Genomic DNA, 24,006 nt, shown 5'->3' on the forward strand with positions numbered 1-24,006 from the left:
TCTCACCGTCAGACCATATTCTTTTTGATGTGCGGTGCGCGCAGTGAGAGTATAGTGAGCGCAAAAAAAAATGACAAGTTTTGGCGGGACACTATTTGTTTGCTATTCTCATTTTGGTAAAAAAATTCCCTGCCAACAGTCACTTTGGCAGGGAATTGCGTGATGTACTATGATGACTATTAAGCCATTATATTCACCTCCTTTCTATGTCCATCGCGGCCCAGGAATCCATATTGCCATGGAGTGCCGAACCCCCTCATTTTGGGTGGGTGCTCGGTGCCGTGACAGGGAAGAAAAAACAATAGCATCACCGGGGTTCAGCCGGACCATACCGACATTCTCCAATTCCAATCCACCATCCGCCGATGCATCCAGGGCAACAACAAGGGATATTTTTCTGTCGAATCCCGGATGCCCGAGATCGTAGTGACCACCCGCTGCGTGATCTGTGTGCCAGTCGTAATAGCCGCCCTCGTTGTACTTCGAGATCTGTACGCTCTCGATGTGCTCTGGCGCACATTTGATCCCCATAAGGTCAGATATAGACGCGCTTCGGGTGGTAATGAGATGACGAATCCAGTGGTTCTGGTATGTCTCCCCTGAGATGAACACCACATCCGAGTGCCTTATGCCGTCCGTCTTGCCTCCCAGCACCGTGGACTCCTTCCACCCCACCGTATATGCATGCGTGATTAGTTCCTGGCATTGGGTTGGAGTGAAAAATCTTCCGACCATCAAAAATGGTGGGTGTGTCTCTACCATGTCTTGTTATCTCCTCGTTTTGGTTGGCCCTGCTCTTCTGCGGACCTTGTGTTATAAGCCTTCTGATAATCTGTTTGTGCCTTGCTGACTCTGACGTCATCCATCGCCACCTGCAACTCCCTTCTGATACCCCTTCTGATACCCCTTCTGATATCCCCTGTATATGACATGAAATCGGCGCAGGGTTCGGAGCGAGAGTGATTCATCGAAAACATGCCGAAAAAACCTGCCTTCTTTTGGCTGTAACTCCCCGGTTATACCTGCCTGTGGTGAAAAATTTTGGATCATAATTTTCATTTGCGCCAATGTTGGCGGCACGACACAATCGAAATAGTTCATCGCTGGCGGTGGTATCTGCGCATTCGGCAATGAGCGGATACGGACGGCCTGCGTCTGTTCCATCAACGCGCGCACACCAGCATCATCGCCGGAGAGTCCGATAGATTGTGCTACTGAGATATGGGTTGGGGGCCTGTCGTTTGTACTTCTTCCAATCAGTCGGCCGTCGGGCAGAACGAAAGCAGAATGTGCGAACTGATCGGTCGGCCAGAGTTCGGTCAGCTGTTCAGTCAGTGAGGCGTTTATGGGCATTATTAACCTCCTGTTTTTTATGTAACGCCTTTACATATTCCTATTAGGCGCGAGGCATATCTTGCCTCGCGCCTTGATTTCTTCTCAATAGATACCTCTGTGAATACCCGTGCGACATCTGCATATTGTTATTAGCAGTTTGCGCTACCGTCGTCGTATCCATCCTGATACCCTTGATCATACTCACCTGCTCCGTCCGCGTCCTGACCGGGAGGACCTGACGGACCGGGAGGACCGGGAGGACCGGGAGGACCTGACGGACCGGGAGGTCCAGTTGGACCAGGGGAACCATCTGTGCCATCTGTACCGTCTGTACCGGGAGGTCCAGTCGGACCAGGAGGACCTGTAGGACCAGGGTAGCCATCTGTGCCATCTGTACCGTCTGTACCGGGAGGTCCAGTCGGACCAGGAGGACCTGTAGGACCGGGGGAACCATCTGAACCGGGAGGTCCAGTCGGACCAGGGGAGCCATCTGAACCGGCAGGTCCAGTCGGACCAGGGGAGCCATCTGTGCCAGCAGGACCCGTAGGACCGGGGGAACCATCTGAACCAGCAGGACCCGTAGGACCGGGGGAACCATCTGAACCAGCAGGTCCAGTCGGACCAGGGGAACCGTCCGTGCCAGCAGGTCCAGTCGGACCGGGGGAACCATCTGAACCAGCAGGACCCGTAGGACCGGGTGGACCCGGATCGCCCTCCCAACCCATTGGACCTTCAGGACCGGGTGGACCGATAGAACCTCGTGGACCAGTGTCACCTTTAGCACCTTTTGGTCCTTGTGCACCTCGGACTCCGGTGTCACCCTTATCGCCCTTTGGACCGGGTGGACCTGCCAGACCTCGGGCTCCAGTGTCACCTTTAGCACCTTTCGAACCAGGAGGACCGGGTGGACCTTCAGGACCGGGTGAACCCGGATCGCCCTCCCAACCCATTGGACCTTCAGGACCGGGTGGACCTTCAGGACCGGGTGGACCCGGATCGCCCTTATCGCCTTTTGCGCCTTGCGGACCGGGCATCCCGTCTGCGCCGGGTGCCCCATCACTGCCTGGTGTGCCTGCTTGTCCGTCTGCGCCAGGCGTCCCGTCTGCGCCTGCTGGACCCGATATCCCATCTATGCCAGCGGCTCCTGCCGGTCCCTCCGGACCTATTGGACCAGGAGAACCGGGCAGGCCAGTCGGGCCTGGGACGCCGTCTGCACCATCTAATCCGGGAGGACCGGGCATCCCGTCTGCGCCGGGTGCTCCATCACTGCCTGGTGTACCTGCTTGTCCATCTACGCCGGGCAGGCCGGTCGGACCTGGGGCGCCTGGGACGCCGTCTGAGCCATCTAATCCGGGCGGGCCTGGGGGACCTCCCGCTGGGCCTGCTGGACCGGTCGGACCTGCTGGACCGGGAGGACCGCCTGCTGGACCGGTCGGACCTGCTGGACCTCTCCGACCTCGTGGACCTGGCGAACCTGCCGCACCTCTCTGACCTCGTGGACCTGCCGGACCTGCCGCACCTCTCCGACCTCGTGAACCTGGCGAACCTGCCGGACCCGTAGGACCTGTCGGACCGGGTGGACCTGGAATGCCTGGAACTTCTGGAGTACCTGGAGTACCTGGCGTACCTGGAGCACCTGGAACACCTGGCGTACCTGGAATGCCTGGAACTTCTGGTGTGCCTGGAACTTCTGGTGTGCCTGGCGTACCTGGCGTACCTGGAGCACCTGGAGCACCTGGAGCACCTGGCGTACCTGGAGTGCCTGGAACTTCTGGAGTGCCTGGAACTTCTGGCGTACCTGGCGTACCTGGCATACCTGGAGCACCTGGAACACCTGGCGTACCTGGAGTGCCTGGAACTTCTGGAGTACCTGGTGTGTTGCTCATAATAATCTCCTTTGAACGTTTGTAGTTGGTTTTACTGCTCTTGCATCTCTATAGCCTGAATTGTGATCTCAACGAAATGACAGGGCACATCTGAACCCGCCAAAATCCGATATATCTCACCGTCAGACCATATTCTTTTTGATGTGCGGTGCGCGCAGTGAGAGTATAGAGGGCGCAAAAAAAAATGACAAGTTTTGGCGTGACACTATTTCTCCTGGCATGTCTTTATGGGGAGAGGGGGAGCACCTGCCACCTGAATATCACCTGCCGCGCCTGACGGCTGCGCAGGTTTTTGATTAAGCCGCCTTCTTTTGCCGTGTGTTCTTGGGTGTGCCGCCGTCGCCATTATCTTCGGGTGGCGGGGTCAGATCGGGCGGATCGTTCTGCACTTTTTCCAGGATCTGGTTTTGCTGTGCGCGTACGATCTCCTTATTAGCCTGCGAGGCCATCTTCGTCACCTGTGCCATCATATCCAAAATGAGCTTCACAGTCTCAGGCGCTGGTTTTTGTTTCATAACCACCTGGACTTTACATCCAGAGGTATAATCCGACGAGCGTTTGCGGTCATTATCCACACCGACATCAGCACTAAATCCCATGCCGATCTTCCCAAAAAACCCAAAAGATATAGACCCGTGTCCCTCGGCATGCGTTTTGGAGTGCAGTTGAAAGTCGTCTGACTGCTCGGCATGCACGTCGAGATTGAAATCAAGTGTGACCTCATCAGCGGCTAACATATCGTGGTCGCCAAAGAATGCAGCGGGAAGGTTCATCCCCATCTGCATCTTTTCTGACATTCCGATAAGGGTGACAAACATATCCAGGTTGACATTGCCCTGCTTCAGAAAGTCGAGCAACAGAGAGGCTGCCTGTCGTTTTCCAGCCGCGTCTGCCTGAATAGCCCCCAACATAAACCCGGCCATATGCGATGGCATAGAGTTTAGCATGTTCTGTTCGCGTGCTTCATATTGATCGTCTGCCACAATAACCTCCTATTTTTTGATTCTTTTGTTTGCCAGATCGCGGATTTTTTCTGCGGACTCTGGCGCTGTCCGCATGACGCATTCTACTTCAATATGGATTGCTGAGCGCTTCTTAAAAAGATTGCGAGACAGCGAGACACAAAGGTCTCCTTCCCCGTCTTCGTAAATGTCTGTCTCGATTGAGAATTTGGTGCGGTCTATATCGATCACATCACTGTGTTCCAGGCCAAAATCGTGAACAGAAGCATCCAGCCCACCCACCTGGAATTTTGTTTCACGCAGTTTATGAACATCACCGTCTTGTTCTGTGTGACTGTACAGATGGTCTCGGGCAAATTTGCGCGCCTCTATCGAGGCACAAGAGCATCCCTGGATCAGCCCCAAAATGAAATCAGAAAATTTCACAGCCCGACCTCGCCGGTTTCCAAAAATCCATAAACGACATATCTAATCTCCTGTGTGTTGTAGGGTTTTGGCGTAGATAAATGCGCGCTTTGCGCGATGCGTCCATCCCAATGCGTATTTTGCTTCTTTTGCAGGATTTTTCGCAATGATGTTCGCGTAGTGCGCCAGGCGCTGGAAAGTGAGACTCAGACTGAGCCCATTACCAGCTTTTTGAAGCGCCCGGACAGTATGTGCGCCCATGTAGCCGTCGATTTCATGTGGGTTTGTGAACGCGATTTGCTGAGCTGCCTTTACGCTGGTATATACGCCAGAATGAACGCCGAAGTCATAAATCAAAAATCCAATCGCCTGCGGCAAATCGTGGATGCGCATGCGTTGGTAGTAGTCCTGCATATAGATGCGATAGACCTCTCGTTTTATTGCGTCTGATGGGGATGATGACAGATCATAACCCCACAGTGGGCTATTCGGGTGCGACAATGAATCCACCCCGGCATACGACGCATCATCTCCCCGTTTCCAGCCACCTTCGAATGCAATAACCTGGTCTGTAAATGCCAAAAACTGATCCTGGTCAATCTCTTCAACGACATTGTAATCAAAAAAATAAACGTGTATCCCAAGGCTGCCGCTCACGCCCAACAGGAACCCAAAGCCCGACCTGGGCCAGTGGCGACATAAAAACATCAGTGAATGGAGCATTTACAACCCCTTTGAGATGGTTTTATAGATGAACGCGATCATATCCCGATAGCCTTCCGATTATATTTGTGTCGTGAGGGTGCGTGATGCGGGGCAAATATAGAGGGATATAGAGGAGTGAAACAAATTTGGCGTGACAGTTTTTCCCAAAAAAGAAAGAGCGCCAGGCGATGCTTAACGCTCACAAAATGTGTTTTTGTAATTTTAGGCGTGTTGCGTTATGTGGCAGATTTTGGGAAAAAAAATAAGACTGAATGCTTGTGCATCCAGTCTTATTTTTAGAGAAAATCGTTATTAGATAATGAGTATCCAGGCCTTCGGGTATGTCGCCAACGTCTCTGAAAAGCGCGAAGTTCGCGCTTATAAAAAAATTAACCGTCAGGTGAGATTCTGAAACCGGTTGCAGGACTTATTGACTTTTGAGACATTATAACTTAATCTGATACAAACGTATGTCTAATTTTTTAAAAAAATTATTGCCATTCGCTCTAACAAGTTTATATTCTTTCAGTTACCACTTCTTCTCCCACTATTAAATTACATAGAAGACATATGAAAAACACCCCCCAAAAGGAGGTTATCGCCTCCGAGCTCGACGCTGAAATATATCAACGAGAGACAGCAAATCCTCGCGATCTTCGGGTGTATCTAAAAGCCCTTCTCGCAAAAGCAGAAGAAAGCCCTCTTTCATGCCCGGATGCTTTCTATCGGCTTCGAGCAGCTCTGCGGCGAGTGCATATATTTCGGCGTTAAAATCTAAGTTCTGGTCATCTTCTGTGCCATCCGCGTCTGTGCCATCCTCTGCCGCTCTATCATCTACACCATCCAAAAGAAATGAAACCGAAACCCCAAATATTCTCGCCAATCGCACTATATTTGTGGCAGACGGTTCTGTTTCGTCTTGTTCCCATTTCGATAGCTGAATACTCAGGATACTGAGGCGGTCAGCCACATCATCCTGTGACCACCCCCTATCAATCCGCAACTGCCTGATCCTCCCGCCAAAGGTCATATCACAGATCATCACGCCACTGGACAATTCCCTGATTGAGACGCCCAGTGCTTCTGCAATGCGTTCTGCATCCAAAAAATACAACCGGCGCTCTCCCGACTCAATCAAGCTCATTTTTGTACGAGACCAGCCCAATTTCTCGGCCAACTGGTACGATTTAATGCCCCGCCGATTGCGAATCTTGCGAATATTTGACCCGTGATTTTCCATGCACCAAATAATTCACTTTTTGAAAATTATTGCCAGATTAGTCGTTTGTTTTTATTTTCATTTGGAAAATTAACAGACAAAACAACGGGTGAGGGCTAACCGTTCCCCAACGACCCCCCACCCGTCTATAACAACACACATATAGACATGTGGTGTAATATAAATATACCCAAACTCGCAAATAGTCAAATGATTTTCCATCTCCAAAAGGTACCTTAAATGCCTAAATCTCTATACCTTAATAGTTCTATCCTCAACGCCGTTGCTGTGATTCGCGCCCTCCAGCGCAACAAGCATCACCCGCTCGGTACACGCGACATCGCGCAGTGCGCTGGCATTACTCATGACCAATCCTATCGCGCACTCATCACCCTTGAATCCGCAGGCATAGTGAAGTGTGTGATCAATGGTCGCCGATGGTTACTCGCCGATGGCGTATCTATCCCCTACAGGAGGAAAAATGCAAAACGGATCGCTTGAACCTGTGAGAGATACTCAGGCGACGGAGATCGAACAGTTCGATATCACACCCTACACAGACGGGAAGCCATTTTCTCTCGAGCGGAGTACGCGCCGCATCCGGCGCCACATCGACACGATAGATGTGGCGATCTTCAAGATCGGAAAAGAACTGCTTTGGGTAAAAAAAGAACTGCCTCACGGAGCATTTATCCAATGGCTTAAAAATGAAATGAAATTCCCAAAACGACGAGCACAAGAATGCATGCAAATCGCCCGGTGGGTCATCGAATCCAAATCGCCACATGCCCTTGCGTTCCTGCGCCGGATCGCAGGCAAGTCAAAGACAAAGATGCTCATAGCTGTATCCAATACCACCGAACAGGATGTAGATGAAGCGATGGAGACCGGGCATTTTTTGGGGCGACCGATAGACGAGATAAAAGATACGCCCATAGGTAGCCTCCGGGAGAAATACCGCAAGGAACGCGCTAAAAACGAGCAACCCAAAGAGGATCTCCCCCAAAAAAAAGACAGGCAATTCAGTGCCAAAACCGCACGCGAACAAAAAGCCCCACAAGCTGTCGATCATCCCGCGCCTCTGGCGAAGATCAACCGTGTCTTTCTCCGCGCCACCGAATCACTCTCAGTTCTCACAGAGGCGGTTGGGGAGATGTATGAAAACCCGGAAAACGACGCTATCCTGGCCTCAGAGGACTGGCAGCAGCTATCGACCACTATGCGCCACACACTGAACCAGAAAATAGGGACAATCTATGGGCGTATCCAGACAGAAGAGCCATGCAACCTCACCCCACATCCCTTTGCGGACTCTGCAGGGGAGAGATTACCGCACGGGGCGGCGGCAGGGCATAATGAGAATGAAGAAAAGCCCTGCCGCCAAAAAAATGAACCAGGAAAAAACAAGGGCCACCTACTCACCACACGCGAGGCTGCCGAGCGCGCTGGAGTCAAAATACACTTGCTGTATGGGGCCGTGAAGGATGGTCGCATCGCCTACACACGAAAACCGGGGCGATACAAAGAGGAAGAGTATCGGTTTAATCCAGACGAGGTTGACCGTTTTGCCGCCACTGTCCCCGTGAAAAAAAAACCAACGACTATAAAACAGACAGAAATCGAGTCCGCTGACGGATGGGTGGTCATATATGAAAACAAAGTGGTTTTTACGGGCACATTGGGCGCATGCTTGCCAGTGCGTGCCGAGAGGGAACAAGCCGGACAGTATTGCACCATCGAAAAAAGAAAATCCTGAAGTAGAAATTAAGGAGGAAGTTATGGTTTTAGGAAGATCATTTATTGCGCGGATTACGCCAGCGGAAATCGAAAACATTTCCAAGCTCAAATCCTGGTCTGTTTCTATCCTCTCATCCAGGATCGGATGCTCCAGATCTGCAATCTATCGCGCGATCAAAGCGGGCGAATTGGCAACCACGCAAGAGTCTGGCTATTTGCGGGTATTGTCGTCGTCTCTCATTTCGCTATGGGAAAAATGCCACTTTTGAAGCACGCCCTGCGCTGAAGCGACGAGGCGTGTTTTATTTCTTCACACCCCCATCCAAATACCCCCGTGTAATATCGATAATCAACGCAATATCATACCGCGCATCCTCCACGGGTGTGCGGCACGGCTCGCCATCTTTAATACACGCGTAAAAATGCCGAAGCTCTCTCACAAACGGACTCTCCCAATCAATCTCGGGACTGCGCGTACCGTGAGACCCATTGGCGTGAATCTCCAGCACATCCAGCGTTGACAAAATCCCCCGTGCAAAACCCGTGGGATACGACAGAATAACGCGCTTATCGTCCTTGTGAACCTCGAGCGTCTCCTTAAAATGCCACAAATCGGGCAAATCGATCCACGTAGCCACACACCGCGCCCCCGATGCATATTCCAAAATCGTCGTCATCGCCCGGCCACCCTGCCACACCTCGGTACTCACCACGCGCGTCGGATTCCCCAGCATCAGACGCAAACCGTACAAATCGTGAATCATACTCCCCGACAGCGTAAAAAACGCCCGCGCAGCATCATCCGACACATCGCCCACCGCCTGCCTCAAAGCCGCCTGCCGTGCTTTGTTTCTCTCGACTGCCGCCTCGGGTGGCAAATCGTCAAAATAAGTCAACTCAAACTGCTTCAAATGCAAATTATTATTCGGATGCAAATGATTCACCTGCACAAAACGCACATCGCCCGCATCCCCCACCTCCTCCCGTGCCAACTCATACGCCGGATCATAGACCTTCATATAGCCCACCTGCCCCACTGTACCCGCCCGCTCCCTCGCGGCACATATCGCATCCACTTCCTCCAGCGAATAGCACATCGGCTTCTCAATAAACACATGCTTACCCGCCGCAAAAGCCGCCACCGCCAATTCCGTCTTCGGATCCGCATGACACAAAATCACCGCATCCACATCCCGCGCCTGTAACAACTCGTGCGGATCCGTCGTATAATTCGGCACGCCAAAAACCTCTGCCAGCCACCGCGCCAACCCCGGCGAAATATCGCACACCCACGTCACCTCATAAAGCGCGTGCAAAATCCCCAAATTCGGCATATGCTGCACCTGTGCAATCGCCCCGCAACCAACAACCCCCATCCTGATCTTTGCCATCACACCCTCCTGACCTTTATATTTTCCACCACAGCCGTAACCCCGGCAACCACACCTGTCCGAATCGTCTCCAACGCCATACTCGGCTGCGACCTGCCCAGTTCCGCAACAAGCTCTGGCGTAGGCGGCACATGAATAAAACCCGCGGGCAAATCATCCTCAGCGACCAGATGCAACACAGAATACATAATGTGATTGCACAAAAACGTACCCGCCGAATACGTCAGCCTCGCCGGCACTTTGGCATCCACCATCCGCTCAACCATAGCCCGGGTCGGCAACGTGGAAAAATAGGCATCCGGCCCCCCCTCAACAATGGGATAATCGACCCCATCTATCACCTTCAAATTAATCCCAACGCGCTCGACATGCAGCGCAGAAGCAGAACCGTGCAACCCCAAACACACCACCGCCACTGGCTCGTGTTCTACTATCAACTGGGCAACCCGATCAATATCCGCCCCGTGAACAACCGGCAACACAGCCGAAACAACCTCGCATTCACCAATCGAAGCCCCATCCAGAGACTCAGCCACAGCACCCGATGGATTGGACGACCACTCTGCCCAGGGTTCAAAACCCGTCAGTAAAATCTTCACGCGCCCTCCTCCGCTGTAACACGAGAAACCAGATGCCCACCCGCGATCTCGACACCCGCGCACTGGACAGCTTCGACGGTAACATCCCCCTTATCCCAGACAACAGTACCCGTCCCCATAGCCTCAACATGCACCTCCCCCTCGGGCACCGTAAGCGTCAGCGGTTCAGACTCCACCCCGTAAAAAGCCGCCACATAGCACTCGGTCTCCGAACATGCAAAAAGCCATGCGGGCTGACTTCCGCAGATCAGCGTAGCGTCTCCAACCGAAACCTTGCCCGCACTGCTCTGACGGGCGAGTGGCGACTCAAGCGGGGACCAGCCCAGAATACCCTCCTGCGTCCAGCGTCTCCTGAGAACCCACGCCAGCAAATCAATCTCAATACCGAGACGCTCCCCATCCCGGGTATATTCCACAGACCACGGCCGCGTCTTCCCCGCATCATAAGTCACAGGAGGCGCAGCATCATCCTTCAGAACACCACCAGCAACCGCCCGCACAAAAGACTGCACATCCGCATAATCCGAACGCTCAGCCATCTCCGCATAAAAACCGCACCGGGGCTTACCCTGAAAAAAAGAACCCGGATGCCCCTGCTCCCAGAACGTCTTGGACGGACCCAGATAATTATACAGCTCAAAAAAAAGATGTGTGCCATATTCCACCAGACGAAGAGGCGCATTCCGCCCCAAATCCGTACGCGCAAGCGGACGAATCGCGGAAAAAACCGGACCGATCGCAACACCAACCGTAGCACCATCCGGGACATCGAACGGCAAACTCTCCACCTTCTCATCATTGACCCAAATCTCATCCACCAACCCGCGATCGTGCCAGCACACAACGGCTTTGGCACTGCTCCGCGGCGCCATCGCCCCCAGATCCTTCGGCGAATAGAGCACAATCGCCCGAGAACCATCCTGGACATTGTGACACTGCCCCTCCTCAAAAAGAATCTGATCATTGGACCGCGCGGGCGTTGACCGAAAAGACCCGAGCCAGTGATCATCCAGCACATACCGGGAATAAATAACACCCGTTTGCTCCGTACCCGTCTTGTGATGCGCGACAAAAACACTCGACTGCCCCGTAATAAAGCGATTCGTCTGACTGCGAAGCTCCTGAGAAGAAACCCCCAGCGCAAACGAAGAACTGTGATACGTGGAAATCCCTACGCCATTTTCCGAATCAGCCGTCTCCGAGAGAAAAAACGTCTCCGGCCGATAATCAACCGCATCGGACAGCCAATCGGGAAGAATACCCGCCTCAATATACGCGCGAAAATCACCAATCTCCGGCGGCGACTGGCAAAAAAGCGCGTGCCGGTACGCCCGGCTAAAAGGACCTGCCCAGCGCCCCGTAGGCCGATGAATATGCAGGGCTGCGGAAAGACCAATACGCGCGCACATCGCCCTGGCGCCAATGCGCGTGGGCTTGTGCTGCACCAATTCGCCCAGCCTGTGCAAAACGCGCATCGCCACATTCGCGTAACCGGGACTATTAAACTCGTACGCACAGCCATTTCGGGTCGTAAAATCCATCCACGCCCGGAACTTCTTATACCCCCGACTCTTGAACGCCTCATCCCCAAGCAACTCCCCGCCCAAACACGTATTGGTAATATCCTTAACCACAATATTCGTATAGCGAAAATGAACATCAATCCGGCGAACCTCTTCCAGCCCCAGGCGAATACTCTGCCGGACGCGGTCTTGCAAATCCGCAGAAAGCACATCCCCATAGTTAATCATCAGTGGAATAAGCTGAAAAAGACAAAACTGGACCGCATTCAAATCTTCCACCACCTCGTCCTCGCGCTCCCAGAGAAAATTCCCCAAATGAGGATCGCCCTCACGGGTCTCCTGACACGCCAGCATCGCATCGAGAACCTTTTCAGCCAAATCGACATCCTCGCGCGCACCATTCGCCAGAAGATCATTGGCAAACTCAGCCGCCTGACGCGGCGCGTGATACGTCTTCCCCTCTTCCCAGCGAGCCAGCATAAAAGTCTCGGGATTAAAATCCTGAGGAAGTGGTAGGGGTTGAGCTTTAGACATAATGCACTCCGATATTATTGACACATGGTGGAAAGATGTGTAAAATGCGATACCAAAAGTAGCCAGAACCCGATGGACTGGCAAGACAAACTTAGCGATAGAGAAATGCTCACCCACTACTTATCTGGCATCGTGCAAAAACACACAAAAATCCTTTTATGTATCGCACTGGGAATAACACCTATTCTGACCAGTCTTGCCCATGCACAAACCGACCTGGCACGCGCAGATTTTGATGGCAATCGGCAGATTGATTTCCAGGACTTTCTCGCATTTGCCGTGGCCTTCGGAAAGACTTCATCAGAGGAAGGTTTTGATAGCAAAATGGATTTTAATGGCGACAACACCGTTAATTTCCAGGACTTTCTCGCATTTGTCGCGGCCTTCGGTCAATCTGTTGAACTGAAAGATCTGGCCGATTATCCGGTGGGGGTATCCCTCCAGACAAAGTATTTGACCGATGATGCCCGGGTGTCTATCGTCAAAAGGACGTTCAGCAGCATAACCGGCGGATGGGAAATGAAGCCGAAGCCCATATCAACGGGACCCGGCACCTATGACTGGCGCAGAGCAGACGCGCTCGTAGATTTTGCGGAAGCCAACAACATGCAGGTCCATGGGCATACGTTGCTATGGCACAATACCGTGCCTGCCTGGCTGGAAAACTTCTCGGGAGACAATGCGGCCTTTGAAGCGGCCATAAAGGAATATATCACAACAGTGGTACAGCGGTATCGCGGGCGGGTCGTCAGTTGGGACGTGGTCAACGAAGGCATTGACGGTAGAGGAAAGGTGCGCGACAACTTGTTCAGCCAGCGCATGGGGAATGACTACATCGCCCGCATGTTTCAGTATGCCCGTGAAGCAGACCCCGATGTATTGCTATTTTACAACGATTACGGCACATCGCAGCCCTGGGCCCGCGCCAAGCGCGCTGGCATGCTCAACATGCTGGATGATTTCCAGACACGCGGCATTCCCATAGACGGGGTCGGTTTGCAAATGCATATTTCCTACAACTCTCCAGACATCTCGGCAATACGAGAAACCATTGACGAGATCATACGACGGGGACTCAAACTACACATCTCCGAACTGGACATCCGCATCAATCCCGACGGTGACCTGTCCGAACCGACCCAGGCGCGGCTCGAATTGCAAAAAAAGCGCGTCATAGAAATCGTGACAGCTTTCCACCAGGTACCGGAAGCACAGCGGTTTGGCATCACGATATGGGGAATAGCGGACCCGGACACCTGGCTCATACAGGCTGGCCGAAGTCAGGGCCGTCCCGAATGGCCGCTCTTATTCGATGATCACCTCCAGCCCAAACCGGCTTACGATGGATTTGTCGAAGCACTTCAGAACAGGGGACATTAGCCATAAATATCAGAATTTCGGAAAAAAATTGGCGATTCCACATTTAATGCAACAGCCGATTTAGACAGAAATGGTTTTATCGACCTTGAAGATTTCCTTATTTTTGTTCAGGCTTATGGCAATTGACAACCCCTGAAAGTCACACTTCACAGGAGCCTCCCATGGCAACCGCCGAAACACCCATCGCGATGCATGAACCATCCCTCTACGAAACCACCAGACGGGCAGACTATCTCGACACCCTCGCCGACATCGACGACCGTCAAATCGCCCGATTCCACGAACAGGGATACCTCGCCATTCAACGGGCATTCACGCCACAACAAATCGAATCCGCGGGCCAGGCCATGTGGGACCTCATCGACGGCAAGAGCCAGGACTTCAAAGGCGTAATGGCCGAAGCCGCCAAACGCGGACACTTTTCCGAACTCACAGACGAAGCGCGCCGCGACAGCGTGCGCAAAATCTGGAAATTCGTCGATCACGACACCCGGCTCAACGACCTCGCCCACGACCCCAACATCCTCTCCGTCCTCTCCCGCATGATGGACGACACCCCCGTACTCTTTCAGGACATGGGACTGATCAAACCCCCGCACATCGGCCGCGAAAAACCCTGGCATCAGGACTGCGCGTACTTCAACTACCCCGTCGGCACCACCGTCGTCGGCGTATGGATCGCCATTGACAACGCCACAGAAGAAAACGGATGCTTGCACATCATCCCCGGCTCCCACCGCGAAGGACCCATCCCGCATTTCAGGCGGCGCGACTGGCAAATATGCGACACCGACGTCGCCGTCCCCAGAAACGTCACCGTCCCCCTCGACCCCGGCGGATGCCTCTTCTGGCACGGCATGACCCATCACGGCAGCCCAACCAACCAATCCGCTCACCGCCGCAGGGCACTTCAATACCACTACCGCCCCAAAAGCACCGAGGAAATGACCGCAAAAGAACGCCTCGCCATCTTCGGCGGCGATGAACTCGGCGTGACGTGCTGACCTACCTATCCTGCAGCTCACCCTTATCTCTCACCTGCGGTTCTCGTGGGAGCGGTACCTGCGGTTGCACAATACGGCGGCGTTGGGGTGTGAGGCGTTCCAGCAACTCTGGCGACGGCTGGTACCCGTGCCTAAAATTCCCCCACGAAGGCCCGTATCGATACACCACAACGCGCCGCGTCCCCGCATTCACCCGCTTCGCAGACCCGTGTGAAATCCCATCCACAAAAACGAGCGCATCGCCCGCCTTCATAAACACCTCAATCGCGCCCACCGTACCCTCCACAGACCTGTCCTCTCCCATCCTCTGCTTATCGTAAAACGGATGCCTGAAATTCGCCTTGTGACTCCCCGGAATCAACATCGTCCCCCCATCGCCCGGACCGATATCCGTCAGCGCCATCAGCACATTCACCTGCCCGCACATAAACCGCCCCCCGTGATATCGGAACTGATTCCTCGCAATCGGCGGAAACCCGCCCGAATGCAACCCAATCGCCTCGCCCGGCTCCCGAAAATTGGCAAAACACTCATCGATAAACATCGGACCGTGATGGTGATCAAACGACCCCTCTGCACCGATAAAAAGCTTCACATGTTCAAACCACGACGGATGATCAATCAGCTTCTCAAACGGCTCGCCCGCCTCGTAAATCTGCTGATAATTGATCCCCGACGTCACATCGCCATACGAATGTCCATTAATATACCCGTACCACTCCCCCGGCTTCAGCGCGGGAATCTCATCCAAACAACCGTTCAACACCTGAACCTCATCAGCCGTCAGCGCCCCCTCCAAATGCAAGTACCCGCGCAGGTCAAACAAATAAACATCGAGATCTGGAACCATTGTCACGCTCCTTGTCAACATAGTCTATTCATATCGCAAGTTATGATAAACTTTTGAGCTATGAAAAGCCATAGCATTTTTTACTACAATTTCTTTCACTTGCCTCATTTCCCTTCTCATTATATAATTTGGAAACACAGCGAAATGGACATTCAACCATGGAACGACAAAACCCAAAAAACATGCGTGAACGCACACCTGAAACCACACGCGGTGAAGAAATCGAGGAAGAACCGCTCATCGAGGAAGAAGAACCACAACCCCTGCTCGAAGAACGGCTCACCTTGCAAAAACCCCTCGGCATCTTATTTGACCTGGGCGACACCCTCTTGACATACCTCAAATTCGATCCAGAAGCCGGGCATGCGGCCACACTTAACATCGCCGACAACCCATTGGGTTACACAGTCGAAGACATTGACAACCACATAAAAAGACTCAACCGCGACCTCATACCCCGCAGGGAAAAAGCACAGGTAGAATTTCATCCCCACATCATCCAGCGCCACGTCTATGAAGCCCTGCACATCACCTTTGACCGCACCCCTGAAGAAGTCGAACGCGTATTCTGGCGTGCGGCAACATCGTGGCAGCCCGAACCGGGCGTAGAATACGTCCTCGAAATATTGCGAAACAAAAACATCCCCATGGGCATCGTCAGCAACGCCGCATTTTGCGGCAACACATTGATATGGGAAATCGAACAACAGGGAATCGCGGACTACTTCCGCTTCCTCATGTCCAGCGCCGACTACTGGGTACGCAAACCCCATCCCCTCCTCCTGGAAACCGCCGCCGCCAAACTCGGCTTCAAACCCGCCGACTTATGGTACGTGGGCAACTCGCCCCAATACGACATCGCAGCCGCGCACAACGCCGGCATGGGCGCCATCTGGTACAACCGGTTGGACGCCCCACTCGATGGACCCGACCCCCACGTCGAAATCAAAAGCTGGCGCGAATTTTTAGAATTAGTTGAAGGCTTTTATTTAAAAATATAAGGGAGAACTATGATGTCCGATTTTTCAATCGCAGAAGCCGTACACAACGCATTTCAAAACCACGCCATCGTCGATATACACACCCACCTCTACCCCGCCTCCATGGGCGAACTCTACCTGGCCGGACCCGACGAACTCCTCACCTATCACTACCTCAAAGCCGAATGCTCGCGCATGTTGCCCGAAGGCATCGCAGTTGACACATTCAACAACATGCCCGCCGCCGAACAGGCCGACATCATCTGGCAACAACTCTTCGTCGGCAACAGCTCCCCAATCTCTGAAGCCCAACTCGGCGTCGTCACCGTCATGAACCGCCTGGGACTGAACCCCCGCGCAAAAGACCTGTCCGAATTTCGCGCATTCCACAAATCAAAAACACCTGAAGAATACACCGACATGGTCTTTGAAAGCGCCGGTATCGCCTGCGTCTATATGACCAACGATCCCCTCGACGACACCGAAGGACCCATGTGGCAACAGGGTGTGGAAATCGACCCGCGCTTCAGGGCTGTCCTGCGCCTGGACAGCGCGCTCATGAACTGGCCCGCCCCCGCCGACAAACTCCGCGCCCTGGGATACGACGTAGAAGAAAGCCTATCCGACAAAACCTTTGCGGAACTGCGCCGCTACCTCACCGACTGGGCACAAAAAATGAACGCCCGATACATGGCCATATCGCTCCCCCCGGACTTTGCCTACCCCTCTGAAGACAGCATCTCCCAAATGATGGGCAACGTCGTATATCCCACAGCCCGGGAACTCCAGATCCCCTCGGCAATGATGATCGGCGTCACCCGGCAAGTCAACCCCATCCTCAAAGACGGCGGCGACAGCCTGGGCAAATGGGACATCGCCAACCTCGAACGCATCGCGCGCGACTGGCCCGACGTCAACTTCCTCATCACCCTCCTCTCGCGCGAAAACCAGCACGAACTCTGCGTCACGGGCCGAAAATTCCCCAACGTACACCCCTTTGGCTGCTGGTGGTTCTTGAACAACCCCAGCATCATCCGGGAAATCACAGCCGAACGCCTCGAACTCCTCGGCACCAGCTTTGTACCCCAGCACTCCGACGCCCGCATCCTGGACCAGCTCCTCTACAAATGGACCCACTCCATCGGCGTCATAGCCCCCGTCTTCATCGACAAATACGAATCGCTTCGCAACGCGGGCTGGCCCCTCACCCCGGCGGACATCCAGCGCGACATCGCCACCATGTTTGGCGGAGGCAAATTACTGGACTAAACACATGAACTGGCGTTACAACATCACAACCATCACCATCGCCCTCCTCCTTTCATCCGGAACGGGGTTGTGTGCATCGTATAAAATCTATATCTTTATGGGAGAAACCTGTCCGGTCTCGCGGCATTACACCTTAACACTCAAAGAATTGCACACAGAATACGCCTCTGAAAAACTCGAATTCATCGGCGTATTCCCCAATCGACTCTCCACCCCAGCCACAATTGCCGCGTTCAAAGAAAAATACGCCTTGCCATTCACCTGCATCGGAGACACCACCCACACCTGGGTAAACCGCCTGGGGGCAACGATCACGCCAGAAGTCGTCGTCGCCGACACATCGCACACCGCCATCTATCGGGGCCGCATTGACAACACCTTTGCGAGCCTGGGCAAAAGACGCCGCATCATCACCGCCCACGACCTCGCAGATGTACTGAATTCTCTAAAGAACGAAAAACCCCCGGCATTTCGCCAAACCCAGGCCATTGGCTGCATCATAACCTCATGGCAAAATACAAAGGAATAAAGCCATGCGCCCGATAACCCTCTCCATACTCGCGATCCTCCTCGCCGTTGCCTCGCCACACGCGAAAACCCCCACCTTTAGCGAACACGTCTCGTCCATCATATACAACAACTGCACATCGTGTCATCGCAACGGTGAAATAGGGCCTATGCCCCTCACAAATTACAGCGAAATCGCGGCATATGCAGACATGATCAAATACGTCACAGAAACCCAGTACATGCCCCCCTGGAAACCCGATTACAACTACAGCCAGCACATCGGCGCGAGAACCCTCACCAAAACGGAAATCAACACCATCTCAAACTGGGTCAACGCCGGCTTTCCCCAGGGCGACATCGCCCTTGAAGCCCCCATGCCGGAATTTCCAACAGGCTCTGTACTCGGCACCCCAGACCTCGTACTCACCATGGCAGAACCCTTCACAATCCGCGGCGACAACGAGGACCAGTACCAGGTCTTCGTCATCCCAACCCACCTCACAGAAGACCGGGAAATTGAAGCCGTTGAATTTCGCCCCGGCAACAGCAGAATCGTCCACCACGCCCTCATCGGCGCCGACATCACGGGCACTGCCCGCCAAAGAGACCTCGAAACCCCGGAAGAATACGGATACGAATCCTTTGGTGCATTCGGCGCGCCAACCGCTGTCGTCCTCCCCGGATATACACCCGGCGCAAAACCCCCGATATATCCCAAAGGCGTTGGACACATACTGCCCAAAAACTCCGACTTACTGATCCAGGTACACTACGCACCCTGGCCCCTTGCTGAATCCGATCAATCCAGCGTCAACATATTCTTCAAAAAAGAACCCATCGAACGAGAAGTCGGCTTTATCAGCTTTGCACCGCTCACCACGGACGGTAAAACACTGAGCAGAATATTCAGGGTCCTGATCGGAGAAGAACGACACGGCGGCACCCCCGTAGAAAAAATCAAAATCGACAAACTCTTTGTCATCCCGAAAGACCAGATCATAACATTTCACACAACACTCTTCATCAATCGGGACATCAGCCTCCTGTCCATCTACCCCCACATGCACTTATTGGGCAAATCCTGGGAAATCTATGCCACGGACCCACAGGGCAACCGCACCAACCTCATCCGTATTCAAGACTGGGATTTTAACTGGCAGGGCAATTACACCTTCACCCAATATCAAAAAATAGCTGCGGGATCCCAAATCCACGCCATTGCCACCTACGACAACACCACAAACAACCCACTCAACCCCAATTATCCCCCCCGCACCTTGACATGGGGCGACAAAACCACCGATGAAATGCTCCTGGCGGTCATGGAATACATACCCTACCGACCAGGCGACGAAAACATCGCCCTCACCGTTGGCAGGGGCGGCGAAATAAGCATAGACTTCAATGGCAATGGACAACGGGACTTCGCCGACTTTCTCCTATTCATCCAGAACTTTGGCCTGAACCGGGGCGACACCAGCTATCAGCGACACTTTGACCTCAACGGAGATGGACACATCAACTTCACCGACTTTATCATCTTCGCCAATCAATATGCGGAATAAAAAAAGGGCAACCACAAGGGTTGCCCCTACAACAATGGGCGAACGGTCTTTTACCCCTACACAACAACATTAATCCGCAGCCTGTTGCCCCCGCGTATTCTCCAGCCGAACCGCACCATCCTCTTCAACCATTAGAAACATCTCATCGTTTGGCGGCGCAGAACAAGGACCGTACATCACCGCACGCTCCTCCATCGACATCCCATCAACAATCTCGCCATCCCAAAAAACTTCGGGATGACAAACCGCATTCGACGGACCCTGCCGCGTAGCCGTGCGGGCAGCGTACTTAAAAAGAATAGACCGGCGGTCGTGATCATTTTGCCATGGATGCGTCCCGTGCGTTTGCGCGCCATCCATAAAAAACAGCACATCTCCGGCTCGAATCCCCGGATTGGCAACCGTCCCCATATCCTCATCGCAATTGCGAACCCCAATCGGCATCCGAAACTTCGACTTATGTGACCCGGGCACCGCAGCAAACCCCCCCTTGCCCTCTGGACAATCCGTCAAATTCCACGTCACAGTAACCCCGCCGCAATACATCTCGCCATTCTGGTGGTGATAAGCCACATACTCCCGATGCGGCTCCCCTGCGCCGTGCAAAACCAGACCCGCCGTACCCTTCACCGCATTATTAAACTGGGGACCGTGATCCAGCCTGAAACCCCTCCCACACATCACATTCAAATACTTCACAATAACCGGATGAGCCAGCAAATTGCGAACGGGATCGCAATACGGCCGGGGCAACTCCAGCAAATTCGCCCCGTGTGCCCAGCGCGAACCCGTCCCCCGCAAAAACGCAGAATCCGCTGCCCCGTGATTATCCTCACTCTGGTGAACAATACCAGTGCCAATAACATAATCCAGCACATTGTTCACCGCATCCAACGCTTCTCGTGACAGAACATCGCGCACCACCAGATGCCCCGTCACATCCCAGTAGTACCGCTCTTTGGCATTCATTATTTGCTCCTTCTCACGACACCACCCGCGTCGTCTCGCCATCGGACTCCAGCAGAGGCAACTGCCCCCCGTGGTGAACCCCGGGACCGTACAAAACAGCTTGTTGTTCAGGCGTCAACTCACTGACCCAATCCCCATAGCGATCCTCGGGCGTAAAAAACTTACCCACAGCGCGAGCCGCTGCGCGAGAAGCGTATTTGTAAAGCACAGAACGCCGCTCCCCATCGCTACACCACGGCAGCGTACCATGCGTCATCGTCTCCGCAAAAAAGAGCACATCGCCCGCCTGCATCACCGGTTGATAAACCAGCCCCATATCGTCCTCAACGGAACGCACCTCAGCGGGTGTCGGCTCAGCTGTCTTATGGCTCCCCGGCACACAGGCAAAACCGCCATCGCCCTCATTCACATCCGTCAACTGCCACGCCACAGTAATACCCCGACAGAAAATCTTCCCATTCTGCTGGTGATACCACACCGACTGGCTAAACGGTTCACCCCCACCGTGCAGTGTATGACCCTCTGCACCCTTGTGCGCGCTAATCAACAGCGGCCCGTGATCCAGACGAAAACCCTTGCCGCTAAACTCATTCAAACGACTCACCACAACCGGATGAACCAGCAACCTCCGAAACGGCTCGCGATACGGTTCGGGCCAGCCCAGCATACCCGTAAGCTCGCGTCGCCCCTCTTTACCCGTAAGCACGGACGAACCCCGCGCCAGACCGCCATCTTCAATAGACCGCGTCCTGATCTTATCCCCGTAGTGATCAATCGCATCATTACACATCTTGACCTCATCCGCAGACAGAGCACCCCGCACGACCAGATAGCCGCGCAGGTCAAAAAAGTACTTCTCCTCTTCGCTCACTGTATAAAGATTATTACCCATGGTAAAACGCTCCTATTCTTAGGCTACTCCTCTATCCGCACGACCCCATCTTCCCCGACCTCCAGAGATGGCACGCGGCCCCTGTGATTGGAATAGGGACCATACATAACCGACAACTGCTCGGGCGTCATATCCTCGACAATTTCTCGATCCCAATAAATCTCAGGCGGAGACACCGCTTGCGAAGGACCGCTCCGCGCACAGGTACGCGCTGTGTATTTGAACAAAATGGACCGCCGCGTCGAATCCAACTTCCACGGCGTTGCCCCGTGTGATTGCGCGCTATCCATAAAAAAGACAACATCGCCAGCCTCCACTACCGGCTGCTTGATCAAGCCCATATCGTCATCTCCTGTACTCACACCTTTGGGCATCGGAAACATCGACTTATGGCTCGAAGGCACACAGGCAAATCCACCCATACCCTCCTCGCAATCGTGCAACTGCCACGCCACAGTCACACCACCCACCCACGGCTTGCCATTCTGATGGTGATACGCAACATACGGCCGATGTGGCTCGCCATTTCCATGCATCGTATGGCCTGCCGTACCCTTATTACTCACAATAAACATCGGACCGTGATCCAGCCGAAATCCCGTGCCACACATCACATTGAGATACTTCACCAGCACCGGATGTGCCAGCATCTCTCGAAAAGGGTCGCAATCCGGCTCTGGAAACTCGAGAATACCGGGCAACATAGGACGCCCCGTACCGGCAAAAGCAACCGAATCTCTCGCCGTTGAACCGCCGACCTCAACCCGGTCCCAGTAGCGATCCACAATATCATTCGCCCGCACAACCTCCTCTTCTGACAACACGCCCTTCACGACGAGGTATCCCGTCAAATCCCAGAAATACCGCTCGCGCGCATCCATAAGGCATCTCCTCTTGAAACAGGTGAATATTTCTTAAGATAAATATGAATGAACCTAAAATTTTCAAAAGTCAATTTTTTTCGACAGGGTAGGGGAAGAAAAAACGAATCAACGAATCAACGAATCAACGAACCCCGCCCATCCTCCCAAAATCAGTATGTATTTCTATTCGTCCATTCGTCTATTCGTCTATTCGTCTATTCGTCCATTCGTCTATTCGTCTATTCGTCTATTCGCGCTTTTTCTTAAAACAAATCCATCTGCACAGGCGCCTCTACAACCTGTTCCGCGGGCCAGGGTGGCATCTCGCCAACATCTATATCTCCAGACAGCATCTGGTGAAAATGGCGCGCCAACTGCGGCGCGAAAAAATCATCGGGCGCGTGCATAAACACAAACGGCGTTCGCCCCTCGCGTATCCAATTGGCAACCACCGGCACCCACTCTGCCAGAAGCGGCAAATTTTTCTCAACCTCGGGATGCCCGACAAACCTCACAAAAGGAAAACGCCCCGTCGCAAGAAACCGAACGGGGACCTTTGGCTTGTTACTTGCTACCTGTGCATTATGCACCCCTCGCGTATCAAACACCACGCGATCTACCCCATGGCTCTTGAGCATCGCATTCAACTCATTTTCTGCCTCGGCAAAAAACAGATGGTGCCGAATTTCCACAGCATAAGAAAATGTATCGGGCAACGCATCCAAAAACCTGTCCAACACCGGCAAATCGCGCGGCCCATAAGAGGGCGACAACTGCAAAAATGACGGCCCCACCCGATCCTGTAACACCGTGAGAACATCTACAAACGCAGCCGTCTCCAACTCGGCATCTCGCAACCGCTTATCGTGGCTAATCGCACGCGGAAACTTGAGCGCAAACCGAAAACCCGACGGCGTATCAGCCAGCCAGCGCATCGCAGCTTTCTCCGAAGGCAAACCGTAAAAAGTGGTATTACCCTCCACGGTATTAAACACAGAGGCGTATTGTTTCAAAAAATCTTTCTGCACAACATCGGGCGCAAACAACTCGCCCACCCACTCTTTATTGCCCCAAATCGGACAGCCCAAAAAATAACGTTCAATACTCATGGTAGATCCAAATCGGATTATTGACTCTTGAATAAATAAACCGTATTTTGATTAAAATAACAGGACCCCAACAATGCTTGATCTACCTTACTCATTGATCATTGAAGCCACGGAAGAGCCGGATTTTTTTGGCTTTTACTCCCCAGAACTGGAAGGTTTTACAGGTATTGGACATTCTATTGAAGATTGCATGTTCAAAGCAAAATGGGGAATGGAAGAACATGTTGAACTCTTGAAAGAACAGGGCCTTCCAGTACCCAATAAAAATCCCAATCCGAATATCCTCATTCAAAACCAACAGGCACTTTCTACTGTATAA

At 53.2% G+C, this 24,006-nt stretch carries 25 protein-coding genes; 10 read left to right on the plus strand and 15 right to left on the minus strand.

Annotation, left to right across the window (positions count from 1 at the left end):
- Positions 1-204: 204 nt before the first annotated feature.
- The 7 genes from OXH16_17655 to OXH16_17685 form a co-directional block, all read right to left on the minus strand.
- On the minus strand, positions 205-762 hold the full coding sequence (locus OXH16_17655; GenBank protein ID MCY3683225.1) for a 2OG-Fe(II) oxygenase: 558 nt from the start codon (positions 760-762) through the stop codon (positions 205-207).
- A 96-nt stretch (positions 763-858) separates the two neighbouring features.
- Positions 859-1,353 carry a hypothetical protein gene (locus OXH16_17660; protein ID MCY3683226.1) on the minus strand — a complete coding sequence of 165 codons (495 nt, stop codon included), beginning with the start codon at positions 1,351-1,353 and terminating at the stop codon, positions 859-861.
- Between the two features lie 131 nt (positions 1,354-1,484).
- Positions 1,485-3,221: a collagen-like protein gene (locus OXH16_17665; protein ID MCY3683227.1), complete on the minus strand. Its 1,737-nt coding sequence runs from the start codon at positions 3,219-3,221 to the stop codon at positions 1,485-1,487.
- A 296-nt stretch (positions 3,222-3,517) separates the two neighbouring features.
- On the minus strand, positions 3,518-4,204 hold the full coding sequence (locus OXH16_17670) for a DUF2589 domain-containing protein (GenBank protein MCY3683228.1): 687 nt from the start codon (positions 4,202-4,204) through the stop codon (positions 3,518-3,520).
- A gap of 9 nt (positions 4,205-4,213) precedes the next feature.
- Entirely contained in the window at positions 4,214-4,609 is a 396-nt protein-coding gene (locus OXH16_17675) for a hypothetical protein (GenBank protein ID MCY3683229.1), read from the minus strand.
- A 42-nt stretch (positions 4,610-4,651) separates the two neighbouring features.
- Positions 4,652-5,311, minus strand: coding sequence for a hypothetical protein (locus tag OXH16_17680; protein ID MCY3683230.1), 660 nt, complete (start codon positions 5,309-5,311; stop codon positions 4,652-4,654).
- 577 nt (positions 5,312-5,888) lie between these two features.
- Positions 5,889-6,533: a helix-turn-helix transcriptional regulator gene (locus OXH16_17685; GenBank protein ID MCY3683231.1), complete on the minus strand. Its 645-nt coding sequence runs from the start codon at positions 6,531-6,533 to the stop codon at positions 5,889-5,891.
- A 219-nt stretch (positions 6,534-6,752) separates the two neighbouring features.
- Between OXH16_17685 and OXH16_17690 the strand changes: the two genes are divergently transcribed.
- The 3 genes from OXH16_17690 to OXH16_17700 are packed head-to-tail and all read left to right on the plus strand — an operon-like array spanning position 6,753 to position 8,518.
- Positions 6,753-7,013, plus strand: a complete 261-nt coding sequence (locus OXH16_17690; GenBank protein MCY3683232.1) for a hypothetical protein — start codon at positions 6,753-6,755, stop codon at positions 7,011-7,013.
- The gene (locus tag OXH16_17695; GenBank protein ID MCY3683233.1) at positions 6,994-8,268 is read left to right on the plus strand and encodes a DUF3102 domain-containing protein; all 1,275 of its coding nucleotides are present in this window, start codon (positions 6,994-6,996) and stop codon (positions 8,266-8,268) included. The genes OXH16_17690 and OXH16_17695 overlap by 20 nt, the downstream gene beginning before the upstream one ends.
- Before the next feature lie 22 nt (positions 8,269-8,290).
- On the plus strand, positions 8,291-8,518 hold the full coding sequence (locus OXH16_17700) for a hypothetical protein (protein ID MCY3683234.1): 228 nt from the start codon (positions 8,291-8,293) through the stop codon (positions 8,516-8,518).
- A 33-nt stretch (positions 8,519-8,551) separates the two neighbouring features.
- Here the strand turns inward: OXH16_17700 and OXH16_17705 are convergent, their stop codons facing one another.
- Genes OXH16_17705 through OXH16_17715 form a run of 3 tightly spaced genes read right to left on the minus strand, consistent with a single transcriptional unit; the run spans position 8,552 to position 12,296 of the window.
- On the minus strand, positions 8,552-9,640 hold the full coding sequence (locus OXH16_17705) for a Gfo/Idh/MocA family oxidoreductase (GenBank protein ID MCY3683235.1): 1,089 nt from the start codon (positions 9,638-9,640) through the stop codon (positions 8,552-8,554).
- Entirely contained in the window at positions 9,640-10,239 is a 600-nt protein-coding gene (locus tag OXH16_17710) for a hypothetical protein (GenBank protein ID MCY3683236.1), read from the minus strand. The genes OXH16_17705 and OXH16_17710 overlap by 1 nt, the downstream gene beginning before the upstream one ends.
- A complete protein-coding gene (locus tag OXH16_17715; protein MCY3683237.1) occupies positions 10,236-12,296 on the minus strand; it encodes a hypothetical protein in 2,061 nt (686 codons plus the stop codon). Before OXH16_17715 ends, OXH16_17710 begins: the two co-directional genes overlap by 4 nt.
- A 72-nt stretch (positions 12,297-12,368) precedes the next feature.
- On the opposite strand from OXH16_17715, the gene OXH16_17720 reads away from it, so the two are divergent.
- The gene (locus OXH16_17720) at positions 12,369-13,676 is read left to right on the plus strand and encodes an endo-1,4-beta-xylanase (GenBank protein MCY3683238.1); all 1,308 of its coding nucleotides are present in this window, start codon (positions 12,369-12,371) and stop codon (positions 13,674-13,676) included.
- Between the two features lie 161 nt (positions 13,677-13,837).
- Entirely contained in the window at positions 13,838-14,680 is an 843-nt protein-coding gene (locus OXH16_17725) for a phytanoyl-CoA dioxygenase family protein (protein ID MCY3683239.1), read from the plus strand.
- 1 nt (position 14,681) lies between these two features.
- Here OXH16_17725 and OXH16_17730 read toward each other — a convergent pair whose 3' ends face one another.
- Positions 14,682-15,530 carry a phytanoyl-CoA dioxygenase family protein gene (locus OXH16_17730; GenBank protein ID MCY3683240.1) on the minus strand — a complete coding sequence of 283 codons (849 nt, stop codon included), beginning with the start codon at positions 15,528-15,530 and terminating at the stop codon, positions 14,682-14,684.
- A gap of 158 nt (positions 15,531-15,688) precedes the next feature.
- On the opposite strand from OXH16_17730, the gene OXH16_17735 reads away from it, so the two are divergent.
- The 4 genes from OXH16_17735 to OXH16_17750 are packed head-to-tail and all read left to right on the plus strand — an operon-like array spanning position 15,689 to position 19,854.
- Complete coding sequence (locus OXH16_17735; GenBank protein ID MCY3683241.1) at positions 15,689-16,531, plus strand: HAD family hydrolase; 843 nt, start codon at positions 15,689-15,691, stop codon at positions 16,529-16,531.
- Positions 16,532-16,543: 12 nt separating this feature from the next.
- Positions 16,544-17,779 carry a glucuronate isomerase gene (locus tag OXH16_17740; GenBank protein ID MCY3683242.1) on the plus strand — a complete coding sequence of 412 codons (1,236 nt, stop codon included), beginning with the start codon at positions 16,544-16,546 and terminating at the stop codon, positions 17,777-17,779.
- Between the two features lie 4 nt (positions 17,780-17,783).
- Positions 17,784-18,308 carry a redoxin domain-containing protein gene (locus tag OXH16_17745; protein ID MCY3683243.1) on the plus strand — a complete coding sequence of 175 codons (525 nt, stop codon included), beginning with the start codon at positions 17,784-17,786 and terminating at the stop codon, positions 18,306-18,308.
- Between the two features lie 4 nt (positions 18,309-18,312).
- Entirely contained in the window at positions 18,313-19,854 is a 1,542-nt protein-coding gene (locus OXH16_17750) for a dockerin type I domain-containing protein (GenBank protein MCY3683244.1), read from the plus strand.
- Between the two features lie 69 nt (positions 19,855-19,923).
- Here the strand turns inward: OXH16_17750 and OXH16_17755 are convergent, their stop codons facing one another.
- From OXH16_17755 to OXH16_17770, 4 genes are all read right to left on the minus strand, one after another.
- On the minus strand, positions 19,924-20,823 hold the full coding sequence (locus tag OXH16_17755) for a phytanoyl-CoA dioxygenase family protein (protein MCY3683245.1): 900 nt from the start codon (positions 20,821-20,823) through the stop codon (positions 19,924-19,926).
- A 13-nt stretch (positions 20,824-20,836) separates the two neighbouring features.
- Positions 20,837-21,715 (minus strand): phytanoyl-CoA dioxygenase family protein, encoded by an 879-nt coding sequence (locus OXH16_17760; GenBank protein ID MCY3683246.1) that lies wholly within the window; start codon positions 21,713-21,715, stop codon positions 20,837-20,839.
- 23 nt (positions 21,716-21,738) lie between these two features.
- Positions 21,739-22,596, minus strand: coding sequence for a phytanoyl-CoA dioxygenase family protein (locus tag OXH16_17765; GenBank protein MCY3683247.1), 858 nt, complete (start codon positions 22,594-22,596; stop codon positions 21,739-21,741).
- A gap of 245 nt (positions 22,597-22,841) precedes the next feature.
- Complete coding sequence (locus OXH16_17770) at positions 22,842-23,687, minus strand: DUF72 domain-containing protein (protein MCY3683248.1); 846 nt, start codon at positions 23,685-23,687, stop codon at positions 22,842-22,844.
- Positions 23,688-23,760: 73 nt separating this feature from the next.
- Here OXH16_17770 and OXH16_17775 point away from each other — a divergent pair, with 73 nt between their 5' ends.
- Positions 23,761-24,006, plus strand: coding sequence for a type II toxin-antitoxin system HicB family antitoxin (locus OXH16_17775; GenBank protein MCY3683249.1), 246 nt, complete (start codon positions 23,761-23,763; stop codon positions 24,004-24,006).

It is taken from the genome of Gemmatimonadota bacterium, from assembly GCA_026705765.1.
Classification (GTDB): domain Bacteria; phylum Latescibacterota; class UBA2968; order UBA2968; family UBA2968; genus VXRD01.